The 23,440-nt window shown below is 53.9% G+C and carries 22 protein-coding genes; 16 read left to right on the top strand and 6 right to left on the bottom strand.

Going from position 1 to position 23,440, the window contains the following annotated elements; translation table 11 throughout:
- Positions 1-73: 73 nt before the first annotated feature.
- The 5 genes from rnc to acpS are packed head-to-tail and all read left to right on the top strand — an operon-like array spanning position 74 to position 3,519.
- Complete coding sequence (rnc, locus tag NA624_RS19015; RefSeq protein WP_001068341.1) at positions 74-754, top strand: ribonuclease III; 681 nt, start codon at positions 74-76, stop codon at positions 752-754.
- The gene (era, locus tag NA624_RS19010; protein WP_000102230.1) at positions 751-1,656 is read left to right on the top strand and encodes a GTPase Era; all 906 of its coding nucleotides are present in this window, start codon (positions 751-753) and stop codon (positions 1,654-1,656) included. The genes rnc and era overlap by 4 nt, the downstream gene beginning before the upstream one ends.
- A gap of 11 nt (positions 1,657-1,667) precedes the next feature.
- Positions 1,668-2,396 carry a DNA repair protein RecO gene (gene recO / locus NA624_RS19005; protein WP_000399380.1) on the top strand — a complete coding sequence of 243 codons (729 nt, stop codon included), beginning with the start codon at positions 1,668-1,670 and terminating at the stop codon, positions 2,394-2,396.
- Between the two features lie 11 nt (positions 2,397-2,407).
- Positions 2,408-3,139, top strand: a complete 732-nt coding sequence (gene pdxJ / locus NA624_RS19000) for a pyridoxine 5'-phosphate synthase (protein ID WP_000818972.1) — start codon at positions 2,408-2,410, stop codon at positions 3,137-3,139.
- Complete coding sequence (gene acpS, locus NA624_RS18995; RefSeq protein WP_000986043.1) at positions 3,139-3,519, top strand: holo-ACP synthase; 381 nt, start codon at positions 3,139-3,141, stop codon at positions 3,517-3,519. The genes pdxJ and acpS overlap by 1 nt, the downstream gene beginning before the upstream one ends.
- 111 nt (positions 3,520-3,630) lie before the next feature.
- Here the strand turns inward: acpS and NA624_RS18990 are convergent, their stop codons facing one another.
- Both NA624_RS18990 and NA624_RS18985 read right to left on the bottom strand, forming a co-directional pair.
- Complete coding sequence (locus tag NA624_RS18990) at positions 3,631-3,891, bottom strand: YfhL family 4Fe-4S dicluster ferredoxin (protein WP_001196290.1); 261 nt, start codon at positions 3,889-3,891, stop codon at positions 3,631-3,633.
- Positions 3,892-3,928: 37 nt separating this feature from the next.
- Complete coding sequence (locus NA624_RS18985) at positions 3,929-4,855, bottom strand: LysR family transcriptional regulator (protein ID WP_001022462.1); 927 nt, start codon at positions 4,853-4,855, stop codon at positions 3,929-3,931.
- A gap of 115 nt (positions 4,856-4,970) precedes the next feature.
- Between NA624_RS18985 and NA624_RS18980 the strand changes: the two genes are divergently transcribed.
- Complete coding sequence (locus NA624_RS18980; RefSeq protein WP_001276368.1) at positions 4,971-6,167, top strand: L-lactate MFS transporter; 1,197 nt, start codon at positions 4,971-4,973, stop codon at positions 6,165-6,167.
- Between the two features lie 21 nt (positions 6,168-6,188).
- Positions 6,189-7,106 (top strand): oxidoreductase, encoded by a 918-nt coding sequence (locus NA624_RS18975; protein WP_000684032.1) that lies wholly within the window; start codon positions 6,189-6,191, stop codon positions 7,104-7,106.
- Between the two features lie 38 nt (positions 7,107-7,144).
- Here the strand turns inward: NA624_RS18975 and NA624_RS18970 are convergent, their stop codons facing one another.
- Complete coding sequence (locus NA624_RS18970; RefSeq protein ID WP_000995688.1) at positions 7,145-7,993, bottom strand: MurR/RpiR family transcriptional regulator; 849 nt, start codon at positions 7,991-7,993, stop codon at positions 7,145-7,147.
- A gap of 115 nt (positions 7,994-8,108) precedes the next feature.
- Here NA624_RS18970 and murQ point away from each other — a divergent pair, with 115 nt between their 5' ends.
- Genes murQ through tadA form a run of 4 tightly spaced genes read left to right on the top strand, consistent with a single transcriptional unit; the run spans position 8,109 to position 11,589 of the window.
- Complete coding sequence (gene murQ, locus NA624_RS18965) at positions 8,109-9,002, top strand: N-acetylmuramic acid 6-phosphate etherase (RefSeq protein WP_001048532.1); 894 nt, start codon at positions 8,109-8,111, stop codon at positions 9,000-9,002.
- A gap of 10 nt (positions 9,003-9,012) precedes the next feature.
- Positions 9,013-10,374, top strand: coding sequence for a PTS transporter subunit EIIC (locus NA624_RS18960; RefSeq protein WP_000361660.1), 1,362 nt, complete (start codon positions 9,013-9,015; stop codon positions 10,372-10,374).
- A 3-nt stretch (positions 10,375-10,377) separates the two neighbouring features.
- Positions 10,378-11,013, top strand: a complete 636-nt coding sequence (gene yfhb / locus NA624_RS18955; RefSeq protein ID WP_000253558.1) for a phosphatidylglycerophosphatase C — start codon at positions 10,378-10,380, stop codon at positions 11,011-11,013.
- A gap of 24 nt (positions 11,014-11,037) precedes the next feature.
- A complete protein-coding gene (gene tadA / locus NA624_RS18950; protein WP_001134556.1) occupies positions 11,038-11,589 on the top strand; it encodes a tRNA adenosine(34) deaminase TadA in 552 nt (183 codons plus the stop codon).
- A 50-nt stretch (positions 11,590-11,639) separates the two neighbouring features.
- Here tadA and mltF read toward each other — a convergent pair whose 3' ends face one another.
- Both mltF and NA624_RS18940 read right to left on the bottom strand, forming a co-directional pair.
- Complete coding sequence (gene mltF / locus NA624_RS18945) at positions 11,640-13,184, bottom strand: membrane-bound lytic murein transglycosylase MltF (RefSeq protein WP_000734249.1); 1,545 nt, start codon at positions 13,182-13,184, stop codon at positions 11,640-11,642.
- On the bottom strand, positions 13,185-13,418 hold the full coding sequence (locus tag NA624_RS18940; RefSeq protein WP_001543559.1) for a hypothetical protein: 234 nt from the start codon (positions 13,416-13,418) through the stop codon (positions 13,185-13,187). It lies immediately after the preceding gene.
- Positions 13,419-13,439: 21 nt separating this feature from the next.
- On the opposite strand from NA624_RS18940, the gene purL reads away from it, so the two are divergent.
- The 5 genes from purL (at position 13,440) to glnB (ending at position 21,921) form a co-directional block, all read left to right on the top strand.
- Positions 13,440-17,327, top strand: a complete 3,888-nt coding sequence (gene purL, locus NA624_RS18935; protein WP_000970054.1) for a phosphoribosylformylglycinamidine synthase — start codon at positions 13,440-13,442, stop codon at positions 17,325-17,327.
- A gap of 648 nt (positions 17,328-17,975) precedes the next feature.
- Positions 17,976-19,406 carry a two component system sensor histidine kinase QseE/GlrK gene (gene qseE, locus NA624_RS18930; RefSeq protein WP_138947451.1) on the top strand — a complete coding sequence of 477 codons (1,431 nt, stop codon included), beginning with the start codon at positions 17,976-17,978 and terminating at the stop codon, positions 19,404-19,406.
- Between the two features lies 1 nt (position 19,407).
- Entirely contained in the window at positions 19,408-20,172 is a 765-nt protein-coding gene (gene qseG, locus NA624_RS18925; protein ID WP_001054239.1) for a two-component system QseEF-associated lipoprotein QseG, read from the top strand.
- Complete coding sequence (gene glrR / locus NA624_RS18920; RefSeq protein WP_024131115.1) at positions 20,172-21,506, top strand: two-component system response regulator GlrR; 1,335 nt, start codon at positions 20,172-20,174, stop codon at positions 21,504-21,506. Before qseG ends, glrR begins: the two co-directional genes overlap by 1 nt.
- Positions 21,507-21,582: 76 nt before the next feature.
- On the top strand, positions 21,583-21,921 hold the full coding sequence (gene glnB, locus NA624_RS18915; RefSeq protein WP_000717694.1) for a nitrogen regulatory protein P-II: 339 nt from the start codon (positions 21,583-21,585) through the stop codon (positions 21,919-21,921).
- 48 nt (positions 21,922-21,969) lie between these two features.
- On the opposite strand, the gene dtpD is transcribed toward glnB, so the two are convergent.
- Complete coding sequence (dtpD, locus tag NA624_RS18910) at positions 21,970-23,430, bottom strand: dipeptide permease DtpD (RefSeq protein ID WP_000856788.1); 1,461 nt, start codon at positions 23,428-23,430, stop codon at positions 21,970-21,972.
- Between the last annotated feature and the right edge of the window lie 10 nt (positions 23,431-23,440).

The raw sequence follows: 23,440 nt of genomic DNA, 5'->3' as shown, positions 1-23,440 counted from the left end.
CGGCAGGACAGATGACGTGTATCAGGTCTGTTTCGTGTGCTGGATTGTTGACGCATTCATTTATTGGTATCGCATGAACCCCATCGTAATTAATCGGCTTCAACGGAAGCTGGGCTACACTTTTAATCATCAGGAGCTGTTGCAGCAGGCATTGACTCACCGCAGCGCCAGCAGTAAACATAACGAACGCCTGGAGTTTTTAGGCGATTCAATCCTGAGCTTCGTTATCGCTAACGCGCTTTATCACCGTTTTCCACGGGTGGATGAGGGAGATATGAGCCGTATGCGCGCCACGTTGGTACGTGGTAATACGCTGGCGGAATTAGCCCGTGAGTTTGATTTAGGCGAGTGCCTGCGTTTAGGGCCGGGCGAATTAAAAAGCGGCGGATTCCGTCGGGAGTCCATTCTGGCGGACACCGTGGAAGCGTTAATCGGCGGAGTATTTCTCGATAGCAATATCCAGACCGTCGAGCAGTTAATCCTTAACTGGTATAAAACCCGTCTGGATGAGATAAGTCCGGGCGATAAACAAAAAGATCCTAAAACGCGCTTGCAGGAGTATTTGCAGGGTCGCCATCTGCCGCTGCCATCTTACCTGGTTGTGCAGGTACGCGGCGAGGCGCACGATCAGGAATTTACTATCCACTGCCAGGTCAGCGGCCTGAGCGAACCGGTGGTTGGCACGGGTTCCAGCCGTCGTAAGGCGGAGCAGGCTGCCGCCGAACAGGCGCTGAAAAAACTGGAGTTGGAATGAGCACCGACAAAACTTACTGCGGATTTATTGCCATCGTCGGACGTCCGAACGTTGGCAAATCCACCTTGCTGAACAAACTGCTCGGGCAGAAGATTTCGATCACTTCCCGTAAAGCGCAGACCACGCGCCACCGCATTGTCGGTATTCATACCGAAGGCCCGTATCAGGCAATTTATGTCGATACCCCGGGACTGCATATGGAAGAAAAGCGCGCCATTAACCGTTTGATGAATAAGGCGGCGAGCAGTTCGATTGGCGACGTTGAGCTGGTGATTTTCGTTGTGGAAGGCACCCGTTGGACGCCGGACGACGAAATGGTCCTGAACAAACTGCGCGATGGCAAAGCGCCGGTTATTCTCGCCGTTAACAAGGTGGATAACGTGCAGGAAAAAGCCGATTTGCTGCCGCACCTCCAGTTCCTGGCAAGCCAGATGAACTTTCTTGATATCGTACCGATCTCTGCTGAAACGGGTATGAACGTCGATACCATTGCCGGTATCGTGCGTAAACATTTACCGGAAGCTATTCACCACTTCCCGGAAGATTACATCACCGATCGCTCTCAGCGCTTTATGGCGTCTGAAATCATCCGTGAAAAGCTGATGCGTTTTCTCGGCGCCGAGCTGCCGTATTCCGTTACCGTTGAGATTGAACGTTTTGTTACCAACGAACGCGGCGGCTATGATATCAACGGGCTGATCCTCGTCGAGCGCGAAGGGCAGAAGAAGATGGTGATTGGCAACAAAGGTGCCAAAATCAAAACCATTGGTATTGAAGCGCGTAAAGACATGCAGGAGATGTTCGAAGCGCCGGTACACCTGGAATTGTGGGTGAAAGTGAAATCCGGCTGGGCCGATGACGAACGCGCTCTGCGCAGTCTCGGTTACGTAGACGATCTGTGAGTTAACACCGCGTGGAAGGGTGGCAGCGCGCATTTGTTCTGCACAGTCGCCCCTGGAGCGAAACCAGCCTGATGCTGGACGTCTTCACGGAAGAATCGGGGCGCGTGCGCCTTGTCGCCAAAGGCGCGCGATCTAAACGTTCCAATCTGAAAGGCGCGTTACAGCCTTTCACGCCGTTATTGCTACGCTACAGCGGACGCGGCGAGGTGAAAACCCTGCGCAGCGCCGAGGCAGTTTCTCTGGCGCTGCCGTTAAGCGGTATTACGCTCTATAGCGGCCTGTATATCAACGAACTCCTCTCTCGCGTACTGGAATATGAAACGCGCTTCTCCGAACTCTTTTTTGATTATCTGAACTGTATTCAGGCGCTGGCGGGAACCACCGGCTCGCCTGAACCGGCGTTGCGACGTTTCGAACTGGCGTTGCTGGGACATCTGGGGTATGGCGTCAATTTCACCCACTGTGCAGGCAGCGGCGAACGGGTGGATGACACCATGACCTACCGTTACCGCGAAGAAAAAGGCTTTTTCGCCAGCGTCGTCATCGATAACAACACCTTTACCGGACGGCACCTGAAAGCGCTGGAGGCGCGGGAATTCCCGGATGTAGATACCCTGCGTGCCGCTAAACGCTTTACCCGTATGGCATTAAAGCCGTATCTTGGGGGAAAACCGTTAAAAAGCCGGGAGCTGTTCCGGCAATTTATGCCCAAACGCACAGTAAAAACGAAGAAAGATTAACGAGGATTGTCATGGCTGAATTACTGTTAGGCGTCAATATTGACCACATTGCCACGTTACGTAATGCGCGCGGCACCGACTATCCGGATCCGGTACAGGCGGCGTTTATTGCTGAACAGGCAGGCGCGGACGGCATTACCGTACACCTGCGCGAAGATCGTCGCCACATTACCGATCGCGATGTGCGCATTCTGCGTCAGACGCTGCATACGCGTATGAATCTGGAGATGGCGGTGACCGAAGAGATGCTGGCGATCGCCGTAGAAACCAGGCCGCATTTCTGTTGTCTGGTGCCGGAAAAACGCCAGGAAGTCACCACCGAAGGCGGTCTGGATGTGGCCGGACAGCGCGATAAAATGCGTGATGCCTGTGCGCGCCTGGCGGCGGCTGGCATCCAGGTTTCGCTCTTTATCGATGCCGATGAAACGCAAATCAACGCGGCGGCGGAAGTCGGCGCGCCGTTTATCGAAATCCATACCGGCTGCTACGCCAACGCAGAAACCGATGCGGAACAGGCAAAAGAGCTGGCGCGTATTGCCAGCGCCGCGACCCTGGCGGCTCGCCTGGGGCTAAAAGTAAATGCGGGTCATGGCCTGACCTACCATAACGTCAAAGCTATTGCCGCGCTGCCGGAAATGCACGAACTTAATATCGGTCATGCCATTATTGGTCGGGCGGTGATGACGGGCCTGAAAGAGGCGGTGGCTGAAATGAAACGTTTGATGCTGGAAGCGCGCGGCTAATGGCGATTCTCGGCCTGGGAACGGATATTGTAGAGATTGCCCGCATTGAGGCAGTGATCTCCCGTTCCGGCGAACGTCTGGCAAGGCGTGTGCTCAGTGACAACGAGTGGGCTATCTGGGAGACGCATCAGCAGCCGGTGCGTTTTCTCGCCAAGCGTTTTGCGGTCAAAGAGGCGGCAGCGAAAGCTTTTGGCACCGGCATCCGCAACGGTCTGGCGTTTAATCAGTTCGAAGTGTTTAACGATGAGCTGGGAAAACCACGTTTGCGGCTGTGGGGCGAGGCGTTAACGCTGGCGGAAAAACTCGGTGTGGCGCACATGCATGTCACGTTGGCCGATGAACGCCATTACGCCTGCGCTACGGTCATTCTGGAAAGTTAGATTTGCCGGATGGCGGCGTAAACACGTTATCTGACCTACAGGCCGATATATTGTCGGCCTGATAAGCATAGCGCCATCAGGCATTGTTGCGTTGGAAGTGCGTTAACCCGCTTACAGTTTATCTGCGTGATGCATCAGAACAAACTTATCCCACAACTGTTCTTCGCTTTCGACATGGGCGGGATCCTGCAAAATCGTATTGGGGATTGGGCAGACTTTCTGACAGGTCGGCGTTTCGTAATGGCCTACACACTCGGTGCATTTGTCGCTGTTAATCTCATAAATGCTGTCGCCCATTGAAATCGCCTCATTCGGGCACTCCGGCTCGCACATATCGCAATTGATACATTTTTTGGTGATTAACAGCGCCATCAGGAAATTCTCAGAAACAACACAAATCGGGCGGGCATTATACGCCTATTTTCTGCTCGGGCCAGCTCTTTTCTGGCGCTGATTTGTTATCTACAGTGTAAAAATTTTTGATCTGCTTGAGCAGGCAGATGGTTGCGTTATCCAGTGAAAGGTCATTACTGTGCACCAGCATGACAGGAATAAAGAATGCGGGGATGCCCAGTGAAACCAGGCGAACATTTTTGGGTGTCGATAAATGGGTTAGCGAGCGGGTAATAAATGCGATGCCAATCTGCGCTTCGGCATACTCAAGGCATGAGTAGTGGTTATCCAGTTCGCAGATGACGTTAGGAACGACTTTGCGGTTATTAAATTCAGTGGTGATGATTCCTCTTAATAGCAGAGAGTCATTAAGCACGATAATGGGTTGGTCGTTTAAATCTTTTAAATGCAGACGTTCGCGTGTCGCCAGAGGATGAGAAAGTGGGATTGCAGCGATAATTTCATCTTCAAACAGCATGGTCGAGCTTAGCTGGGCAGGGAGCGCTATTCGATAAACAATGCCAATATCAACGGCGCTATCCGTCAGCTTTTTAATGGTTTGCTCAGTTGAGAACTCTTTAACATTTAAAGATATTTCCGGATGGTGCGCCATAAAGTTGCGAAAAGCGGGCAGGACCAGGTAGCTGCCTGACACCCCGATTGAAATAGTATCGCGCTGTTGATCTTGATAGGGAAGAAGTTCATTTTCTGCATTTTTTAAATCCAGCATTATTTTGTTAGCGTGTCGTTGCAAAATAATACCTGCTTTTGTTAATTTAATTCCTCTACCTTTTCGCTTAAATAATATTGTCTTAAGTGATGACTCAAGTTGTTTGATTTGCTGACTTAATGATGGCTGAGTGATAAACAGGCGACTGGCTGCCCGACCATAATGTAATTCATCACACAATATCAGGAAGGAATGTAGTTGTTTGATATTCATTAAAATTTAATGCCAATCGATTGGGTTTTGTTATAACGATTATAAAAAATACCAAATTGTTTGCCTATTTTGCTTTTTTTAAACTGTGATCAGTGCATTTTAAAAAGGGAAAATTATGTCGGCATCAATCAACCGCTGGGGAATGCTTGCCGCTCACGTGTGCATCAATTTTGTGCTCGGGGGCGTCTACGCATTTAGCTATTTCAAAACACCACTCATGGCGCAATATCATTGGGATCCGGCTACGCTGGCGTTAGCATTCTCTATCAACATGGGGATCATTCCTTTACCGATGATTTGGGGCGGGAGAATGATCGACAATGGTAAAGGAAAGCAGGCGATAGTTATCGGCGGTATCCTGTTTTCTTTAGGTTTTATCTTGTCCGGGTTTGTGGATAATTTGCCCATGCTGTTTTTAACCTACGGCGTCATTGCCGGGTTGGGATCGGGCCTGGCTTTTACGGGTAATCTTAATAATATTCTGAAATTTTTCCCCGACCGTCGCGGTCTGGCCAGCGGTATCGTACTGGCGGGTGTTGGCGTCGGGACGCTACTTTGCACCCGCCTGGCCGAATATTTTATGGCGCAAACTCACGATGTTAGTCGGGCGTTGTTATATCTGGGTATTGTTTATCTGGTGGTTATTTTTATCGTCCAGTTCTTTATTCGTAGCGCGCCAGCAAAAGATAGCGGAGGAATTAAAGCATCGCCAATGGATAAAAACTATCGGCACATGCTGAAAGATCTGCGCTTCTGGCTGTTGTTTATGATTCTGGCGCTGGGCGTGTTCTCTGGGATGGTAATTAGCTCAAGCTCTGCGCAAATTGGTATGACGCAGTACGGTTTACTGTCCGGTGCATTAGTCGTTAGCCTGGTATCGATATTTAACTCAATTGGTCGCCTGTTCTGGGGAGGGTTAACCGATAAATTAGGCGGCTACAATACTCTGGTTATCGTTTATCTTTTTACCTGCGTCTGCATGCTGCTATTGTTGTTCTTCAACGGTAATACTTCGGTATTCTATTTCAGCGCTCTGGGCGTGGGCTTTGCTTATGCCGGTATATTAGTTATCTTCCCTGGCTTGACCAGCCAGAATTTTGGTATGCGTAACCAGGGACTAAACTACGGCTTTATGTATTTTGGTTTTGCCGTCGGTGCGGTTATTGCTCCTTACGTCACGTCCGCTATTGCAAAATATACCGGAAGCTACAATACGGTATTTATTTTGACAACGGTGCTATTGCTTATTGGAGTCGTGTTGACCCTGATAACGAAGAAATATGTCGCAACGGTTTTAGCCAAAATTCATTAATCAGATAATAAGGAAATAAAAATGAAAATTGCAATCGCAGGTGCAGGCGCTATGGGATGTCGTTTTGGCTATATGCTGCTGGAGGCCGGGCACGACGTGACGCTTATCGATAGCTGGCAGGAGCATGTTGACGCTATTCGTAGCAAGGGGTTGTTTGTCGAAACGGAAACGACTCAGAAGTATTACCCCATCCCTGCTATGTTGGCTGATGAATCCCAGGGGGAGTTTGAGCTGGTTATTCTGTTTACCAAAGCCATGCAGCTGGATAGCATGTTACAGCGTATTAAGCCATTACTGCCAGCCGCGAAAGTAGTGATGATTTTATCTAACGGCCTGGGAAATATCGAAACGCTGGAGAAATATGTCGATCGGCAGAAAATCTATGCGGGTGTGACGTTATGGTCCAGCGAACTGGAGGGGGCTGGGCATATTATGGCCACCGGTACCGGAACGATTGAACTGCAGCCGATTGCCAGCCATGATTCGGCTCAAGAGGCTAAGGTCATTGCCACCCTTAATAGCGCTGGATTGAATGCTGAAATAAGCCCTGACGTATTATTATCGATCTGGAAGAAAGCAGCCTTTAATAGCGTAATGAACACCTATTGCGCGCTACTGGATTGTAATGTCGGCGGATTTGGTCAGCGGCCTGGTGCTTTAGATTTAGCGCAAGCGGTAGTTGATGAGTTTGTGTTAGTTGCTGCCAGCCAGAATATTCCGTTGACTGAGCAAATGGTGATGAATACGGTGAAGAAAGTGTTCGATCCGCGTGAGAGCGGCCACCACTATCCTTCTATGCATCAGGATTTACATAAAGGCCGACTGACCGAAATCGACTATTTAAATGGTGCGATTGCGCGAATCGGCGCTCAGAACAATATTGCCGTACCGGTTAACAAACTCCTGACGCAATTGATTCACGCTAAAGAAGCGCAATAAACTTGATGGCTCTTCTGCATGAGGCGGAAGAGCCATTTTCAAACCAGTTTTTTTACCAGCGCCTCGCTATGGCGAATACGCTCCGGCGCCCGCTCTAAATCCTGTTGTACCAGCGCCATAAACAGTAAGTCGGTCAACATCATTTGCGCATGTGTCGAGGAGATAGCGGCGCTGCGCGTCGCCTGCTCTTCAGCAATCGTATACAGACAGCGGGTGGCGCGCTGCTGCAAGGCGTTGGGAGAAAAACCGGTAATGGCCAGGATCTTCGCGCCTGCGCGTAATGTTTCGTCCGCCGCCAGGTTCAGCTCGCGCCGTTCCCCGGAATAAGAGATCGCCAGCAGCAGATCCTCCGGCGCCAGCGCCTGCACCGTCGCCAGCAGGGCGTGCATATCGCGCTCAACCACCGCGTTAATGCCAATCTTCAGTAGCTTCCAGGCAAAATTTTGCGCCACCAGCCCAGAGGCGCCAATCCCGGTGGTCACAATACGGCGGGCGTGGCGCAGCATCGTGACGCTTTCTAACAGCTTTTCTTCACTGTTAACGTCCAGCGTGGCGTGCATCGCCGCCACATTCTCTTTAATTAATTTTTCCCCGACCAGGCGCATCGGATCGTCGCCGCGAATATGGTTATGAACGGGAACGGAATGCGGATTAGGATTGCTGGCCAACGCTTCGCTGATAGCCAGTTTCAATGCAGGAAACCCTTTAAACCCCAGTTTTTGCGCGAACTTGACTACGCTGGATTGGCTGACGCCCGCTTCGGCCGCCAGTTGCTGCGAGCTCAGATGCCGCGCCGTATCCGGTTGCGCGAGCAGATAATCCGCCAGTTTCCTGTCGCTTTGCGCGAGATCCGGATAACGCTGGCGAATACGAATCAAACAGTTCATGGGCAGCTCCTGCGAAACGTGATGGCGACGACAAAACGAAATTTCACTCGCCTGGGGGAATATTCTATTCCATCATGGACGCTTATTATGAATTAAAAATTCCAGAGGGACAAAAATGAATCTTGGTACCTTAGTGTCTGAAACCCGTAACCCGCAAACGATGGATCTGGATGCGTTGCCTACTCCTGAATTAGTTAAGCGTTTTAATGAACAGGATACGCGGGTAGCGGAAGCAGTAAAAGCCACTCTGCCTGACGTCGCGCGTGCGGTGGATGCCGCAGCGGCGGCGCTGAAGGCTGGCGGACGTATCATCTATATGGGCGCGGGCACCAGTGGTCGGCTTGGCGTACTGGATGCCTCAGAATGCCCCCCGACGTTTGGCGTTCCGCACGGTCTGGTCGTCGGACTGATTGCCGGCGGGCCGGGCGCGTTGTTGAAAGCGGTCGAAGGCGCGGAAGACAGCCAACAGGCAGGCGAAGACGATCTTGTCGCGCTAAATCTGCAAGAACAGGATCTGGTCGTGGGGCTCGCGGCGTCGGGTCGTACACCCTATGTGATTGGCGGCCTGCGCTATGCGCGACAGTCCGGTTGTACCACTGTTGCCGTCTCCTGTAATCCAGATTCGCCTATTGCGCGGGAGGCTAATATCGCTATTTCGCCCGTTGTCGGGCCGGAAGCGCTTACCGGCTCCACGCGGCTGAAATCCGGCACCGCGCAGAAAATGGTGCTCAATATGATTTCTACCGGCGCGATGGTGAAGTTCGGCAAGGTCTATCAAAACCTGATGGTGGATATGAAAGCCACCAACGTCAAACTGGTCGATCGCGCGTGTCGGATGGTCGTTGAAGCGACCGGGATAGGTCGTGAAGAGGCGGAAACGTTGCTGAAACAGACCGATTTTGAGGTTAAGCCCGCCATTTTGATGGCGCTTACGGGGCTGGATGCTGCAGCCGCCAGGGAAAAACTCGCTGCTCATCAGGGCTTTTTAAGGGCGGCGTTAGAACACTAAAGAGGTGTGTATGGATAAGACGGCAGCGCTCGCCAGCGACATTTTACGTGGTATCGGCGGAGAGCAAAATATTCTGCGCCTGGAAAACTGTATGACGCGAGTCAGGGTGGAGGTACAGGACGACAGCCAACTGGATATTCCGCGCTTAAAAGCGTTGCCTGGCGTCAGTGGATACGTAAAGCAAGGGGAGCAACATCAGCTGATCGTTGGGCCGGGGAAGGCTGCACAGGTGGTTGATGCGATGCGCGTGCAGATTGCCGCAGGTGGTGTAAAGCCGGATGACGCTATGGCGCGTACCAAATCCGAGGCGAAAGCGAAGTATAAAGCGCCGATGAGCGATGCGTTGCGTAAGCTGGCGAATGTTTTTATTCCGCTTATCCCCGCCTTTATCGCATCCGGCTTGATTACCGGCATTATCAACATTCTTAAACGTCCGGATATCGTCGGCGACGTTGCCGTCCACTATCCTAACCTGCTGGGCCTGATGGGGATATTTGGCAGCGCGGTGTTCGCTATCATGAACATTCTGGTTGGCGTCAATACCGCGAAAGTCTTTGGCGGATCGCAGGCGTTAGGCGGCGTGATGGCGGGGATCCTTTCCAGCCCGCAACTGGCGCAGATTACGCTCTTTGGCGAGGCGCTTCAGCCGGGACGGGGCGGCGTCATCGCCGTCCTGCTGGTGGTGGCGTTAATGTGCTGGATTGAGCGCCAGTTCCGTAAGCTGCTGCCGGGGTCGCTGGAGTTAATTCTTAACCCTTTATTGACGACTGTTATCACCGGCGCGGTAGCGATTGTTGCTCTGCAACCGCTTGGCGGCTGGATTTCAGACGCTATCGCTCACGGCGCGTCCTGGGCTATCGATCGCGGCGGTTTTCTGGTGGGCGCGGTGTTAGCCGGAACCTTCCTGCCGTTGGTACTGACCGGGCTACATCAGGGGCTGGTGCCTATTCATGTGGAGCTGGTGCAAGCGCACGGCTATAACGCGTTGTTTCCCATCCTGGCGATGGCGGGCGTTGGTCAGATAGGCGCGGCCATTGCCGTACTGATGAAAACCCGCAATGCGCGACTCAAAAAGGTGATTAAAGGCGCGCTTCCGGTCGGACTGCTGGGAATTGGCGAGCCGCTGATTTTTGGCGTCACGCTGCCATTGGGTAAGCCATTTATTGGCGCTTGCCTCGGCGGCGCGGTAGGCGGGGCGTTGATCAGCTACTGGAAAGTGGCGACGGTAATTACCTTTGGTATTTCCGGTTTGCCGCTGGCATTAACAATTGTTGCCGGAAAAGTCCTGTTCTATCTGTTAGGCTATTTAATAGCGGTAATTGCCGGGTTTATTTTTACCTGGCTGCTGGGGTTCAATGATCCAGAGGAGTAAGGTTTGGTCAGCCACGAGCGTCGTGTCGTCTTTTTTGATTTGGATGGAACGTTACATCAACAGGATATGTTCGGCAGTTTTCTGCGTTATTTGCTGCGCCGTCAGCCGCTAAATGCGCTGCTCGTACTGCCGTTGTTGCCCATTATCGGTATCGGTTTACTGGTAAAAGGGCGTGCGGCCCGCTGGCCGATGAGTCTGTTATTGTGGGGCTGTACTTTTGGCCATAGCGAAACGCGTTTGCAGGCGCATCAGGCGGATTTTGTCCGTTGGTTTCGCGCTAACGTCACGGCGTTTCCGGTTGTACAGGAGCGTCTGACCACCTATCTATTGAGCTCTGACGCGGATATCTGGCTTATTACCGGTTCTCCGCAATCATTGGTAGAGCAAGTCTATTTTGATACGCCGTGGTTGCCGCGCGTTAACCTCATCGCCAGCCAGATGGCGCGACGGTATGGCGGCTGGGTATTAACCGTGCGCTGTCTGGGCCATGAAAAAGTCGCGCAACTGGAACGTAAAATCGGTACGCCGTTGCGTCTTTATAGCGGCTACAGCGACAGCAAACAGGATAACCCGCTGCTTTATTTTTGCCAGCATCGCTGGCGGGTGACGCCGCACGGCGAGCTGCAGCAGCTCGAATAGTGAAACGCATAGCGTCTGTGTATAATGCCGCCCGCTTTCATTACCGGAGTTATCTCTTTGTCTGATGTCGAATTAGATCACGAATACTGGATGCGCCACGCGCTGACGCTGGCGAAACGCGCCTGGGACGAACGCGAGGTTCCGGTTGGCGCGGTATTGGTGCATAACCATCGTGTCATTGGCGAAGGCTGGAACCGACCCATTGGCCGCCACGATCCTACTGCGCATGCTGAAATAATGGCGCTGCGTCAGGGAGGTCTGGTATTGCAGAATTACCGGTTACTGGATACCACGCTGTATGTCACGCTGGAACCCTGTGTGATGTGCGCAGGCGCTATAGTGCATAGCCGCATTGGACGCGTTGTCTTTGGCGCGCGCGATGCAAAAACCGGCGCGGCCGGATCGCTAATTGATGTGCTGCACCATCCGGGAATGAATCACCGGGTCGACATTATTGAAGGGGTGCTGCGCGATGAATGTGCGACGCTGCTCAGTGATTTTTTCCGTATGCGTCGTCAGGAAATTAAAGCCCTGAAGAAAGCCGACCGTGCGGAAGGCGCGGGGCCGGCAGTATAGCGCAATGCCGGATAAGACGTTGCGCGTCGCCATCCGATAAGACCATCGCACTATTTTTCTTCTTTCTTCTGCGGCGTAAACAGTAAAGACGGCGAATGCGTCAGGTAGCCTGATGACTGCGATAAAAACGACAGGAGGGGGAAGGGCGCTTTATTCAGCTCCTCCGGCGACACCGCCGGGTAATCCTGCGCCAGTTTCATGGCTTCCGCTTCCTGCTTTTCTTTTTCCTGCAAATACCCCACTAAACTTATCTGGTATTTACGGATATTTTCCACATAAGCATAAGCCTCATGTCCACGCGCGTAACCGTAGGTTAGCTTACTGTAATACGGTTTTTGGCTTAACAGAGGCAAACGCTGCTTCACATCGGTCCAGCTATCCGGATTGCCTTTGGTTTTTACCGTCAGCGATCTGGCATCGAGCATGTGCGCATAACCCATATTGTAGGCGGCTAAGGCAAACCAGATACGCTCGTCTTCCGGAACGGTTTCGGGAACTTTAGCCATCATATCTTCAAGATAGCGAGCGCCGCCGCTGATGCTTTGCTCCGCATCGGTACGGTCGGTCAGCCCCAGACTTTGGGCGGTATTTTTAGTCAGCATCATCAGGCCGCGCACGCCGGTTGGCGAGGTCGCCAGCGGATCCCAGTGCGATTCCTGATAAGAAATCGCCGCCAGCAGGCGCCAGTCTATCTCTTTGGCATATTTTTTAAATAACGGTTCCAGCTCCGGCAGGACGTTATCCACCGCTCGCAGGAAAGAGCGGGTATCAACGTAGTCGAAATCATCGCCATGTCCCAGATATTTCTCTTCGATCCGCGCCAGAGAACCGTCTTCATTGATCGAATTGAAAAAATCGAGCAGCGCGGCGGAGAGCGTATTATCGTCGTCCAGTCGGCTAAACCAGGTCACGGGCTGTTCATCCGTGACATCCAGCGCCACGGCCAGCTCGGGATGAACGCGCTGAAACAGACTGATCGCCACTGAATCGGCAATGGTGTAATCCAGTTTGCCGCTGATGACCTCTTCCAGCAGCGTCGTCGAGCCTTTTTTATCATCCACTTTCCAGCTCAGGTCGGGAAACTTTGTCTCTTTTAAACGCTGTAAATCATTGACCACGACGTGCCCTGGCGCAATGGTAAGCTGATTCTCGTTAACGGTCGCCAGCGAGCGTGGGCGATATTGTCCGACCCGGTAGACGAGCTGTTGCGAAACTGAATAATACATGGGGCCGGGCTGATAGTTTTTAACGCGTGCGCTGTCGTAGACCAGCCCAGCCGCGAGCAGGTCGGCATTGCCGTTATCCAGATCGTCAAACAACTGGCTGATATTCTGGCGCACCGTCACTTTCAGCTTCACGCCGAGATAGTTGGCGAACTGCTGCGCCAGTTCATAGTCCAGACCATATTTTTTACCGTTGATAACGGAATAGGTTAATGGCGAGTCGATCGTACTGACGCGCAGTACCCCCCGGGCTTGAATCGCGGCGATATGGTTTTCGGTTTTACCGAACCAGGGGATTGAGGGCCAAAGGGCTGCTGCCAGCAGCAGCGTCAATATGCCGATGAACAGATAATTAATCTTTAATTTTTTCAATTAGTTAATTCTCTGGATCGTGCGTTGCCTCGGGCTGAAAAAGATGTTTTGCTGCAATAGATAAGTCATTAATGAGCGGCATTTTGCGTAACAATGCGCCAGTTGGCAACTTATTCGCAACGATAGCCGCACCGTATGACAAGAAAAAGCGGTGATTTTATTTATACGCAAACGGTTTCGTCGGCGCGTCAGATTCTTTATAATGACGGCCGTTTCCCCCCTTGCGCACACCAAAGCTTAGAAGACGAGAGACTTATGATGGAAATTCTGCGTGGTTCGCCTGCACTGTCTGCATTCCGTATCAATAAACTGCTGGCGCGCTTTCAGGCTGCCAACCTCCAGGTCCACAATATATACGCTGAGTATGTCCATTTTGCTGACCTGAACGCCCCGTTAAATGATAGCGAGCAGGCGCAGCTTACCCGTCTGCTGCAATACGGCCCGGCGCTTAGCAGCCATACGCCGGCGGGTAAACTCCTGTTGGTCACACCGCGTCCTGGTACCATCTCCCCCTGGTCTTCAAAAGCAACGGATATCGCCCACAACTGCGGCCTGCAACAGGTTGATCGGCTGGAGCGCGGCGTAGCGTACTATATCGAGGCTTCGACGTTGACGGCGGAACAGTGGCGACAAGTGGCCGCAGAGCTGCACGACCGTATGATGGAGACGGTGTTCTCTTCTTTAACCGATGCGGAAAAACTGTTTATCCACCATCAGCCTGCGCCGGTTTCCAGTGTCGATCTGCTGGGAGAAGGCCGTCAGGCGTTAATTGACGCCAACCTGCGTCTCGGTCTGGCGCTGGCGGAAGATGAAATCGACTATTTGCAGGAGGCGTTTACCAAACTGGGGCGCAACCCGAACGATATCGAATTGTACATGTTCGCCCAGGCGAACTCCGAGCACTGCCGCCACAAGATTTTTAACGCCGACTGGATTATCGACGGTAAACCGCAGCCGAAGTCGCTGTTTAAAATGATTAAAAACACCTTCGAAACCACGCCGGACTATGTGCTCTCTGCCTATAAAGACAATGCCGCGGTGATGGAAGGATCTGCGGTGGGGCGCTACTTCGCCGACCACAATACCGGCCGTTACGATTTTCATCAGGAGCCCGCGCACATTTTGATGAAGGTCGAAACGCATAACCACCCAACCGCCATCTCTCCGTGGCCGGGGGCGGCGACCGGTTCCGGCGGCGAAATTCGTGATGAAGGCGCCACCGGGCGTGGCGCGAAACCAAAAGCCGGGCTGGTGGGCTTCTCCGTTTCCAACCTGCGTATTCCGGGCTTTGAACAGCCGTGGGAAGAGGATTTTGGCAAGCCGGAACGTATTGTCACCGCGCTGGATATCATGACCGAAGGTCCGCTGGGCGGCGCGGCGTTTAACAACGAATTTGGTCGCCCGGCGCTGACCGGTTACTTCCGTACTTATGAAGAGAAAGTGAACAGCCACAACGGCGAAGAGCTGCGCGGCTACCATAAGCCGATCATGCTGGCGGGCGGGATCGGTAATATCCGCGCCGATCACGTGCAGAAAGGCGAGATCGTCGTCGGCGCGAAGCTGATCGTCCTTGGCGGCCCGGCGATGAATATCGGCCTCGGCGGCGGCGCGGCATCGTCAATGGCTTCCGGCCAATCTGACGCTGACCTCGACTTTGCTTCCGTACAGCGCGACAACCCGGAAATGGAACGCCGCTGCCAGGAGGTGATCGACCGCTGCTGGCAGTTGGGCGACGCCAACCCAATCCTGTTTATCCATGATGTGGGCGCGGGCGGTCTCTCCAATGCGATGCCGGAGCTGGTGAGCGACGGCGGGCGCGGCGGGAAGTTCGAACTGCGCGACATTCTTAGCGACGAGCCGGGCATGAGCCCGCTTGAAATCTGGTGTAACGAATCCCAGGAGCGCTATGTGCTGGCGGTCGCGGCTGACCAGTTGCCGCTGTTCGACGAACTGTGTAAGCGCGAACGCGCGCCGTATGCGGTCATTGGCGACGCTACCGAAGAACAGCATCTCTCGTTGCATGATAACCATTTCGACAATCAGCCGATCGACCTACCGCTGGATGTCCTGCTGGGCAAAACGCCGAAAATGACCCGCGATGTGCAAACATTGAAGGCGAAAGGCGATGCGCTGAACCGCGCGGATATCACGATTACCGATGCGGTAAAGCGTGTTCTGCATCTGCCGACCGTGGCGGAAAAAACCTTCCTTGTCACTATTGGCGACCGTACCGTCACCGGTATGGTGGCGCGTGACCAGATGGTTGGCCCGTGGCAGGTCCCGGTGGCTGACTGCGCGGTCACTACCGCCAGCCTCGACAGCTACTACGGCGAAGCGATGTCGGTTGGCGAGCGTGCGCCGGTGGCGCTGCTGGACTTTGCCGCCTCCGCCCGTCTGGCCGTCGGTGAAGCGTTGACTAACATTGCCGCGACGCAGATTGGCGATATCAAGCGCATCAAACTTTCCGCTAACTGGATGGCGGCAGCCGGTCATCCTGGCGAAGATGCCGGTTTGTATGACGCGGTTAAAGCGGTGGGAGAGGAACTCTGTCCGCAGCTTGGCCTGACGATTCCGGTGGGCAAAGATTCGATGTCGATGAAAACCCGCTGGCAGGAAGGCAACGAACAGCGCGAAATGACCTCGCCGCTGTCGCTGGTGATTTCCGCGTTTGCCCGCGTGGAAGACGTGCGTCACACCCTTACGCCGCAGCTGTCAACGGAAGATAACGCCTTGTTGCTGATCGATCTTGGCAAGGGCCACAACGCGCTGGGCGCAACGGCGTTGGCGCAGGTCTATCGTCAGCTTGGCGACAAACCCGCGGACGTGCGTGACGTCGCGCAACTGAAAGGCTTCTATGACGCCATGCAGGCGCTGGTCGCTGCGCGTAAATTACTTGCCTGGCATGACCGTTCCGACGGCGGTCTGCTGGTGACGCTGGCCGAGATGGCCTTTGCCGGCCACTGCGGCGTGCAGGTCGATATCGCTGCGCTGGGCGATGACCATCTGGCCGCACTGTTCAACGAGGAGCTGGGCGGCGTGATTCAGGTACGCGCTGAAGACAGAGACGCGGTCGAAACGCTGTTGGCGCAGTACGGTCTTGCTGACTGCGTCCACTACCTTGGTCAGGCCCTGGCTGGCGATCGCTTTGTAATTACCGCTAATGATCGGACGGTATTCAGCGAAAGCCGTACTACGCTGCGTGTCTGGTGGGCGGAAACCACCTGGCAGATGCAGCGTCTGCGCGACAATCCGCAATGTGCCGACCAGGAACACGAGGCGAAAGCGAATGATGCCGATCCGGGCCTCAACGTGAAGCTGTCGTTTGATATTAATGAAGATATCGCCGCGCCGTACATTGCGACAGGCGCACGACCGAAAGTCGCTGTCCTGCGCGAGCAGGGGGTGAACTCTCACGTGGAGATGGCGGCGGCGTTCCATCGTGCGGGCTTTGACGCGATTGACGTCCATATGAGCGACCTGCTGGGCGGTCGTATCGGTCTGGGCAACTTCCATGCGCTGGTGGCTTGCGGCGGCTTTTCCTACGGCGACGTGCTGGGGGCGGGCGAAGGCTGGGCGAAATCCATTCTGTTTAACCATCGGGTGCGCGACGAATTCGAAACCTTCTTCCATCGTCCGCAGACGCTGGCGCTTGGGGTGTGCAACGGTTGTCAGATGATGTCGAATCTGCGCGAGCTGATCCCGGGCAGCGAACTGTGGCCGCGTTTTGTACGTAACCATTCTGACCGCTTCGAAGCCCGCTTCAGCCTGGTGGAAGTGACGCAAAGCCCATCGCTGCTGCTGCAAGGAATGGTAGGCTCACAGATGCCGATTGCGGTTTCCCATGGGGAAGGGCGCGTTGAGGTGCGTGACGATGCGCATCTTGCCGCGCTTGAGAGCAAAGGCCTGGTCGCCCTGCGCTATGTAGACAATTTCGGCCACGTGACCGAAACCTATCCGGCTAACCCGAACGGTTCGCCGAACGGCATCACGGCGGTGACGACCGAAAACGGTCGGGTGACGATTATGATGCCGCATCCGGAACGCGTATTCCGCACCGTCGCCAACTCCTGGCACCCGGAAAACTGGGGCGAGGATAGCCCGTGGATGCGTATCTTCCGTAATGCGCGTAAGCAGCTTGGTTAATTAGCCCGATAGCCATTAAGCCCCTCTTCACGAGGGGCTTTTTGTAGACGGCGCTTATCAGGCCCACGGGGAAGCGCGGTTGTAGCTACCGTCTTGAACGTCAAGCGGTAGGCCGGATAAGGCGTTTACGCCGCCATCCGGCAATAAACTAGCGCTTATGCCGCAAGATTAAAGTGTCGGGAAATCCCGACATGAGCGGGGGGTAGGTTGTCGCCAAAAAGAGACATTTAACAATTTGATTTTAAATGATTTTATTTTTAGGTGTTGTAGGTGTTGCTGATTGGAGACAGAAAGGGTAAAAAACAGGCAGAGCCATTTTGAGCATGAATAACGATATTTTTCATATCTATCATTATGTTAACAAAGTCTTTTGAATGTTGGCACAATTACTGCATAATGGTAACCAGTGGCTCATTCACCTTCTTATGTCAGCCCCTTAGGGATGCGCTACATAAACTTCGAATGACGCACAACAAGGTGCCTGCCGTCCAACTTCTGATAATAGCGTAGCTTTATCAACCTCCGGGCGAAACGTCGAGTTAGGCACCGCCTTATTCCATAACAAAGCCGGGTTTAGCCCGGCTTTGTTGTATCTGGCGCTTCCCTCGGTTAGCATCTTTTTTATTCTTCTTTTATGTGAGCGACACGTTGAAGCGCTGGTCTGTTTTCCCCCGTTCTTTACGACAATTGGTCATGCTGGCCTTTTTGCTAATCCTGCTGCCGTTGCTGGTTCTGGCCTGGCAGGCGTGGCAAAGCCTTAACGCGTTAAGCGATCAGGCTGCGGTGACTAACCGCAGCACGCTTATTGACGCCCGGCGCAGCGAGGCGATGACCAACGTCGCGCTGGAGATGGAGCGAAGCTACCGACAGTATTGTGTGCTTGACGATCCGACGCTGGCAAAAGTGTATCAAAGCCAGCGTAAGCGCTATAGCGATATGCTGGACGCCCATGCCGGCGTCTTGCCGGATGATAAGTTGTATCAGGCGTTACGCCAGGATTTAAACGCGCTGGCGCAATTGCAGTGTAAAGATAGCGGCCCGGAAGCGGCAGCGGCCGCGCGTCTGGAGGCCTTTGCCAACGCTAATACGGAAATGGTGCAGGCGACGCGTACTGTGGTTTACTCGCGCGGGCAGCAGTTACAACAAGAAATCGCCGAGCGCGGACAATTTTTCGGCTGGCAGGCGCTGGTGCTATTTCTGGTGAGTCTGGCGATGGTGCTACTTTTTACCCGCATGATTATCGGGCCGGTGAAAGGAATTGAACGGATGATTAATCGCCTGGGCGAAGGCCGTTCTTTGGGGAATACCGTCACCTTTACCGGTCCGCGTGAATTACGATCGGTGGGGCAGCGCATTATCTGGCTGAGTGAGCGTCTGGCGTGGCTGGAATCCCAGCGCCATCAGTTTCTACGTCACTTGTCCCATGAGCTGAAAACTCCGCTGGCCAGTATGCGCGAGGGGACAGAGCTGCTGGCCGATCAGGTGGTTGGGCCGCTGACGCCGGAGCAAAAAGAGGTGGTCGATATTCTGGATGACAGCAGTCGTAATTTACAAAAATTGATTGAGCAATTGCTTGATTACAACCGGAAACTGGTAGACAGTGCCACAGAGCTGGAATCGGTCGATATCGCGCCGCTTGTAGATATGGTGGTTTCCGCCCACAGTTTGCCTGCCCGCGCTAAAATGATGCATACCGATGTCGACCTGAAGGCCGAACGCTGCATAGCAGAGCCCATGTTGCTGATGAGCGTGCTGGATAATCTCTATTCCAACGCGGTGCACTATGGCGCTGAATCCGGTAACATTTGTATCCGTAGTCGCTCTCAGGGCTCCACGGTTTATATCGATGTGGTTAATAGCGGCGAACCGATTCCGCAAACCGAAAGAGAAATGATTTTTGAGCCTTTTTTCCAGGGAAGCCACCAGCGAAAAGGGGCGGTAAAAGGCAGTGGGTTAGGGCTGAGTATCGCCAGAGATTGTATTCGCCGAATGCAGGGAGAGATCCAACTGGTGGATGACAACGCGCAGGAAGTTTGTTTTCGCATCTCGCTGCCATTGCCTGCATCTGACAAACACTAATATGAATTTAAGCCTGGTGCGTATGTCACACGTTTTCGTCCAAACTATTAAACGATGCCTTTTGCGGTGGGGAATACCGGTGGGCATATCGTGTCTGGCGCTGACCGCATGTGTTCCCCATGCTTCACAGCAACTGCCCGGTAGCGCAGCGCAGGACACGCTCCCCCATTATCAACTGGCGGATTATCTCCCGACGGCGTGCGCGGATATCTGGTCGCTACGCGGGCAGGCGGTGGAGACGAATCCGCTGTACTGGCTACGCACGATTGACTGCGCCGATCGTCTGATGCCGGTTCAGTCGCGCGCAGAGGCGCGCGCGTTGACGGATGATAACTGGCAGAATGCCTTCAGGCGCGGGATCTTACTGGCGGATGCAAAAATTACGCCGCCGGAGCGGCGCGCCATCGTGACCCGTCTGGAGGCGTTAAGCGCGCAAATACCGGCTCAGGTACGGCCCGTCTACCAAATCTGGCATGACGGTCAGGCGCTGCAATTAGCGCTTTCTGCCGAACGTCAGCGTTATAGCAAACTCCAGCAAACGTCAGATAGTGAGCTGGATGCGCTGCGCCAGCAGCAACAGGCCTTGCAAACGCAGCTCGATCTTACCACCCGTAAGCTGGAGAGTTTAACCGATATTGAGCGCCAGCTTTCGACACGAAAACCGGCAGGTAATTACAACGCCGATACGCCGCATACCAATGACAAACCCGCGACGTCTGAAGATGGCGCGGCGCCGTCGCCGTCACAAGATGAGGTAACGCCATGATAAGCCGTAAACCGGCGCACCTGTTGCTGGTCGATGACGATCCCGGATTACTGAAATTGCTCGGTATGCGCCTGACCAGTGAAGGATACAGCGTCGTGACCGCAGAGAGCGGCCAGGAAGGACTACGGGTACTGCATCGGGAAAAAGTGGATCTGGTAATAAGCGACCTGCGCATGGACGAAATGGATGGTATGCAACTGTTCACAGAAATTCAGAAAGTACAGCCGGGAATGCCGGTTATCATTCTGACGGCGCATGGTTCTATTCCGGATGCGGTGGCCGCTACCCAGAAAGGCGTATTCAGCTTTTTGACGAAGCCGATCGACAGAGACGCGTTATATAAAGCGATAGATGAAGCGCTGGAACAGTCCGCTCCCGCGACGGACGATAGCTGGCGCAACGCTATCGTTACCCGTAGCCCGCTGATGCTGCGACTGCTTGAACAGGCGCGCATGGTCGCGCAGTCGGATGTCAGCGTATTGATTAACGGACAAAGCGGCACCGGAAAAGAGATTTTCGCACAGGCGATTCATAATGCCAGCCCGCGCAGTAACAAGCCGTTTGTCGCCATCAACTGCGGCGCGTTGCCGGAACAGTTGCTGGAGTCCGAATTATTCGGCCATGCGCGCGGCGCCTTTACCGGCGCAGTGAGCAATCGTGAAGGGTTGTTCCAGGCGGCGGAAGGCGGCACGCTGTTTCTGGATGAAATTGGCGATATGCCCGCGCCGTTACAGGTGAAGCTGCTGCGGGTGTTACAGGAGCGCAAAGTCAGGCCGCTGGGCAGCAATCGCGATATTGATATCGACGTGCGAATTATTTCCGCGACGCACCGCGATCTGCCGAAGGCGATGGCGCGGGGCGAATTTCGTGAAGATTTGTACTACCGGCTGAATGTCGTGAGCCTGAAAATTCCGGCGCTGGCGGAGCGTACCGAGGATATTCCGCTGTTGGCTAATCATCTGCTCAGACAGTCGGCACAGCGGCATAAACCGTTTGTTCGCGCCTTTTCTACTGATGCAATGAAACGGCTGATGACGGCAAGCTGGCCGGGCAACGTGCGCCAACTGGTCAACGTCATTGAACAATGCGTGGCGTTAACCTCTTCGCCGGTGATCAGCGATGCGTTGGTCGAGCAGGCGCTGGAAGGCGAAAACACCGCGCTGCCAACTTTTGCCGAAGCGCGAAACCAATTTGAACTGAACTATCTGCGCAAGTTACTGCAAATTACCAAAGGTAACGTGACGCACGCGGCAAGGATGGCGGGGCGCAACCGCACGGAATTCTATAAGCTACTCTCCCGTCACGAACTGGATGCGAATGATTTCAAAGAGTAGTTTTCATGCCGTAAAGTAGCGCGAAATATGTTACGTTTAACCGATCAAAACACAGGCGACCTTTTCAAGGAATAGCATGAAAAAGATTGATGCGATTATTAAACCCTTCAAGCTGGACGATGTCCGTGAAGCGCTGGCCGAGGTAGGTATTACCGGCATGACGGTCACTGAAGTCAAAGGCTTTGGCCGTCAAAAAGGCCACACCGAGCTGTATCGCGGCGCGGAATATATGGTGGATTTTCTGCCGAAGGTAAAAATTGAAATCGTTGTGCCTGACGACATCGTGGATACCTGTGTTGATACCATCATTCGTACCGCGCAGACGGGGAAAATCGGCGACGGTAAGATCTTTGTCTTTGATGTCGCCCGCGTTATTCGTATCCGTACTGGCGAAGAAGACGACGCGGCTATCTGATGTGCCGATTCGCTGCCCGTCTCCTCCTTGTGGGCAGCGAACCACCGTTTAATCGCCCTGCGGTAGCGCCGATGTAGTCCGGGTACAAACCCATCTCAGGCCGACAATGGCGACGATCAGCGCCACGCAACTTAGCGTCCACTCGCCCATTTGCGAGAAAAAGTGTCCGTAGGCGGCTACCGCCGTATCACTAATTTGCGATTCCGTGGTTTGTTGCGCGACGACGCCAGCCAGCCAGTTAGCGACCGCGCCGGTCGCCAGCATATAAATACCGGTTAGTACGCCCGTGACGCCAGGCAGGTTGAGGCGGGTAATTTGCGCCATCGCGACCGGATCAATAAACAGCTCCGCAAAGCCCATCAGCGCCAGCCCTGCGATCATCATTCCCATTGATGCCTGCCCGTCTAACCGGGCCTGATGCGCGTTTAGCGCCAGCAGCATAAAACCGCCGCCCATCAATACCAGCCCCACGGCAAATTTAAGCCAGACGCGCAGCACCGAGCGGGCGCTCTCTTTCGGGCTGCTCAGCCACGCCAGCACCACGCCCGCCGCCATCACCGCAATCGCATTGACCGACTGGAACAATGCGGTGGGGACGGTCATGTGCAGCCAGTGGCGGTTGACAAAACGGTCGATGAATAAGCTGATCGAACTTCCGCCCTGCTGCGCCAGAACCCAAAAGAGAGTGCCGGTGATCATTAACAGAACGATTTGCCACAAGGCGCGACGGTGTTCGGGAAATTTAACCATAATACGGGCGATAAGTTGCGCCGCGAAGACGCAGACAATGGCCAGCACATAGCCAGACCAGTTATTTTCCAGCAGGAGGGTGAAGAATACCGGCGCGATACACAGCATTAATACCAGCCAACCCCAGGTTGGAAGGGCGAATTTAACCGCCCGCAGCGCGGGGCGATTAACACCACGCGTCTGCTGAAAGTGGCGATGACCGCTTAAAAAGATGAGCAGGCCGATGAACATTCCCACGCCCGCCAGCGCAAAGCCGACATGCCAGCCATACCACTGCGCCGCCAGACCACAGGCGATCGGCGCGGCTATCGATCCAATATTCCCGGCGGCGTAGAGCAGCGAGAAGCCCCCGTCGCGGCGGTTGTCATCAGGGGCGTAAAGTTCTCCCAGCAGACAGCTAATATTGGATTTAAACAAGCCGTAGCCGCAGATAATAATGGCCAGCGCCGCATATAAACTCAGCGTTGAATCAGATTCTAAGCCCAATACCACATGACCCAGCGTCATCAATAAGGCGCCGGTGATAACCGCCACGCGGTTGCCAAGCAGGCGGTCGGCAAGCCAGCCGCCAAGAATAGGGGTAACGTAAACTAAAGAGGCGTAGGCGCTGAAGAGGTTGATCGCGTGGCTGTCATTAAAACCAAGCTGGTGGGTAAGATAAAGGATGAGTAAGGCACGCATGCCGTAAAAGCTGAAGTATTCCCAAATTTGAATCGCCACGATGTAAAAAATCGCGCGCGGTTGTGAGGGTGTTTTCATAAAGTCTCCT

The organism is Salmonella sp. NW38, from assembly GCF_051807745.1.
GTDB lineage: Bacteria > Pseudomonadota > Gammaproteobacteria > Enterobacterales > Enterobacteriaceae > Salmonella > Salmonella enterica.
The sequence above is the reverse complement of the archived record's forward strand: the minus strand, read 5'-3'. Positions and strand labels throughout refer to the sequence as shown.

Bases quoted from the DNA above. Each gene is read 5' to 3' on its own strand.
- rnc (WP_001068341.1), top strand. From the start codon at position 74: ATGAACCCCATCGTAATTAATCGGCTTCAACGGAAGCTGGGCTACACT.
- era (WP_000102230.1), top strand. From the start codon at position 751: ATGAGCACCGACAAAACTTACTGCGGATTTATTGCCATCGTCGGACGT.
- pdxJ (WP_000818972.1), top strand. From the start codon at position 2,408: ATGGCTGAATTACTGTTAGGCGTCAATATTGACCACATTGCCACGTTA.
- acpS (WP_000986043.1), top strand. From the start codon at position 3,139: ATGGCGATTCTCGGCCTGGGAACGGATATTGTAGAGATTGCCCGCATT.
- NA624_RS18990 (WP_001196290.1), bottom strand. From the start codon at position 3,891: ATGGCGCTGTTAATCACCAAAAAATGTATCAATTGCGATATGTGCGAG.
- NA624_RS18985 (WP_001022462.1), bottom strand. From the start codon at position 4,855: ATGAATATCAAACAACTACATTCCTTCCTGATATTGTGTGATGAATTA.
- NA624_RS18980 (WP_001276368.1), top strand. From the start codon at position 4,971: ATGTCGGCATCAATCAACCGCTGGGGAATGCTTGCCGCTCACGTGTGC.
- NA624_RS18975 (WP_000684032.1), top strand. From the start codon at position 6,189: ATGAAAATTGCAATCGCAGGTGCAGGCGCTATGGGATGTCGTTTTGGC.
- NA624_RS18970 (WP_000995688.1), bottom strand. From the start codon at position 7,993: ATGAACTGTTTGATTCGTATTCGCCAGCGTTATCCGGATCTCGCGCAA.
- murQ (WP_001048532.1), top strand. From the start codon at position 8,109: ATGAATCTTGGTACCTTAGTGTCTGAAACCCGTAACCCGCAAACGATG.
- NA624_RS18960 (WP_000361660.1), top strand. From the start codon at position 9,013: ATGGATAAGACGGCAGCGCTCGCCAGCGACATTTTACGTGGTATCGGC.
- tadA (WP_001134556.1), top strand. From the start codon at position 11,038: ATGCCGCCCGCTTTCATTACCGGAGTTATCTCTTTGTCTGATGTCGAA.
- purL (WP_000970054.1), top strand. From the start codon at position 13,440: ATGATGGAAATTCTGCGTGGTTCGCCTGCACTGTCTGCATTCCGTATC.
- qseG (WP_001054239.1), top strand. From the start codon at position 19,408: ATGAATTTAAGCCTGGTGCGTATGTCACACGTTTTCGTCCAAACTATT.
- glnB (WP_000717694.1), top strand. From the start codon at position 21,583: ATGAAAAAGATTGATGCGATTATTAAACCCTTCAAGCTGGACGATGTC.
- dtpD (WP_000856788.1), bottom strand. From the start codon at position 23,430: ATGAAAACACCCTCACAACCGCGCGCGATTTTTTACATCGTGGCGATT.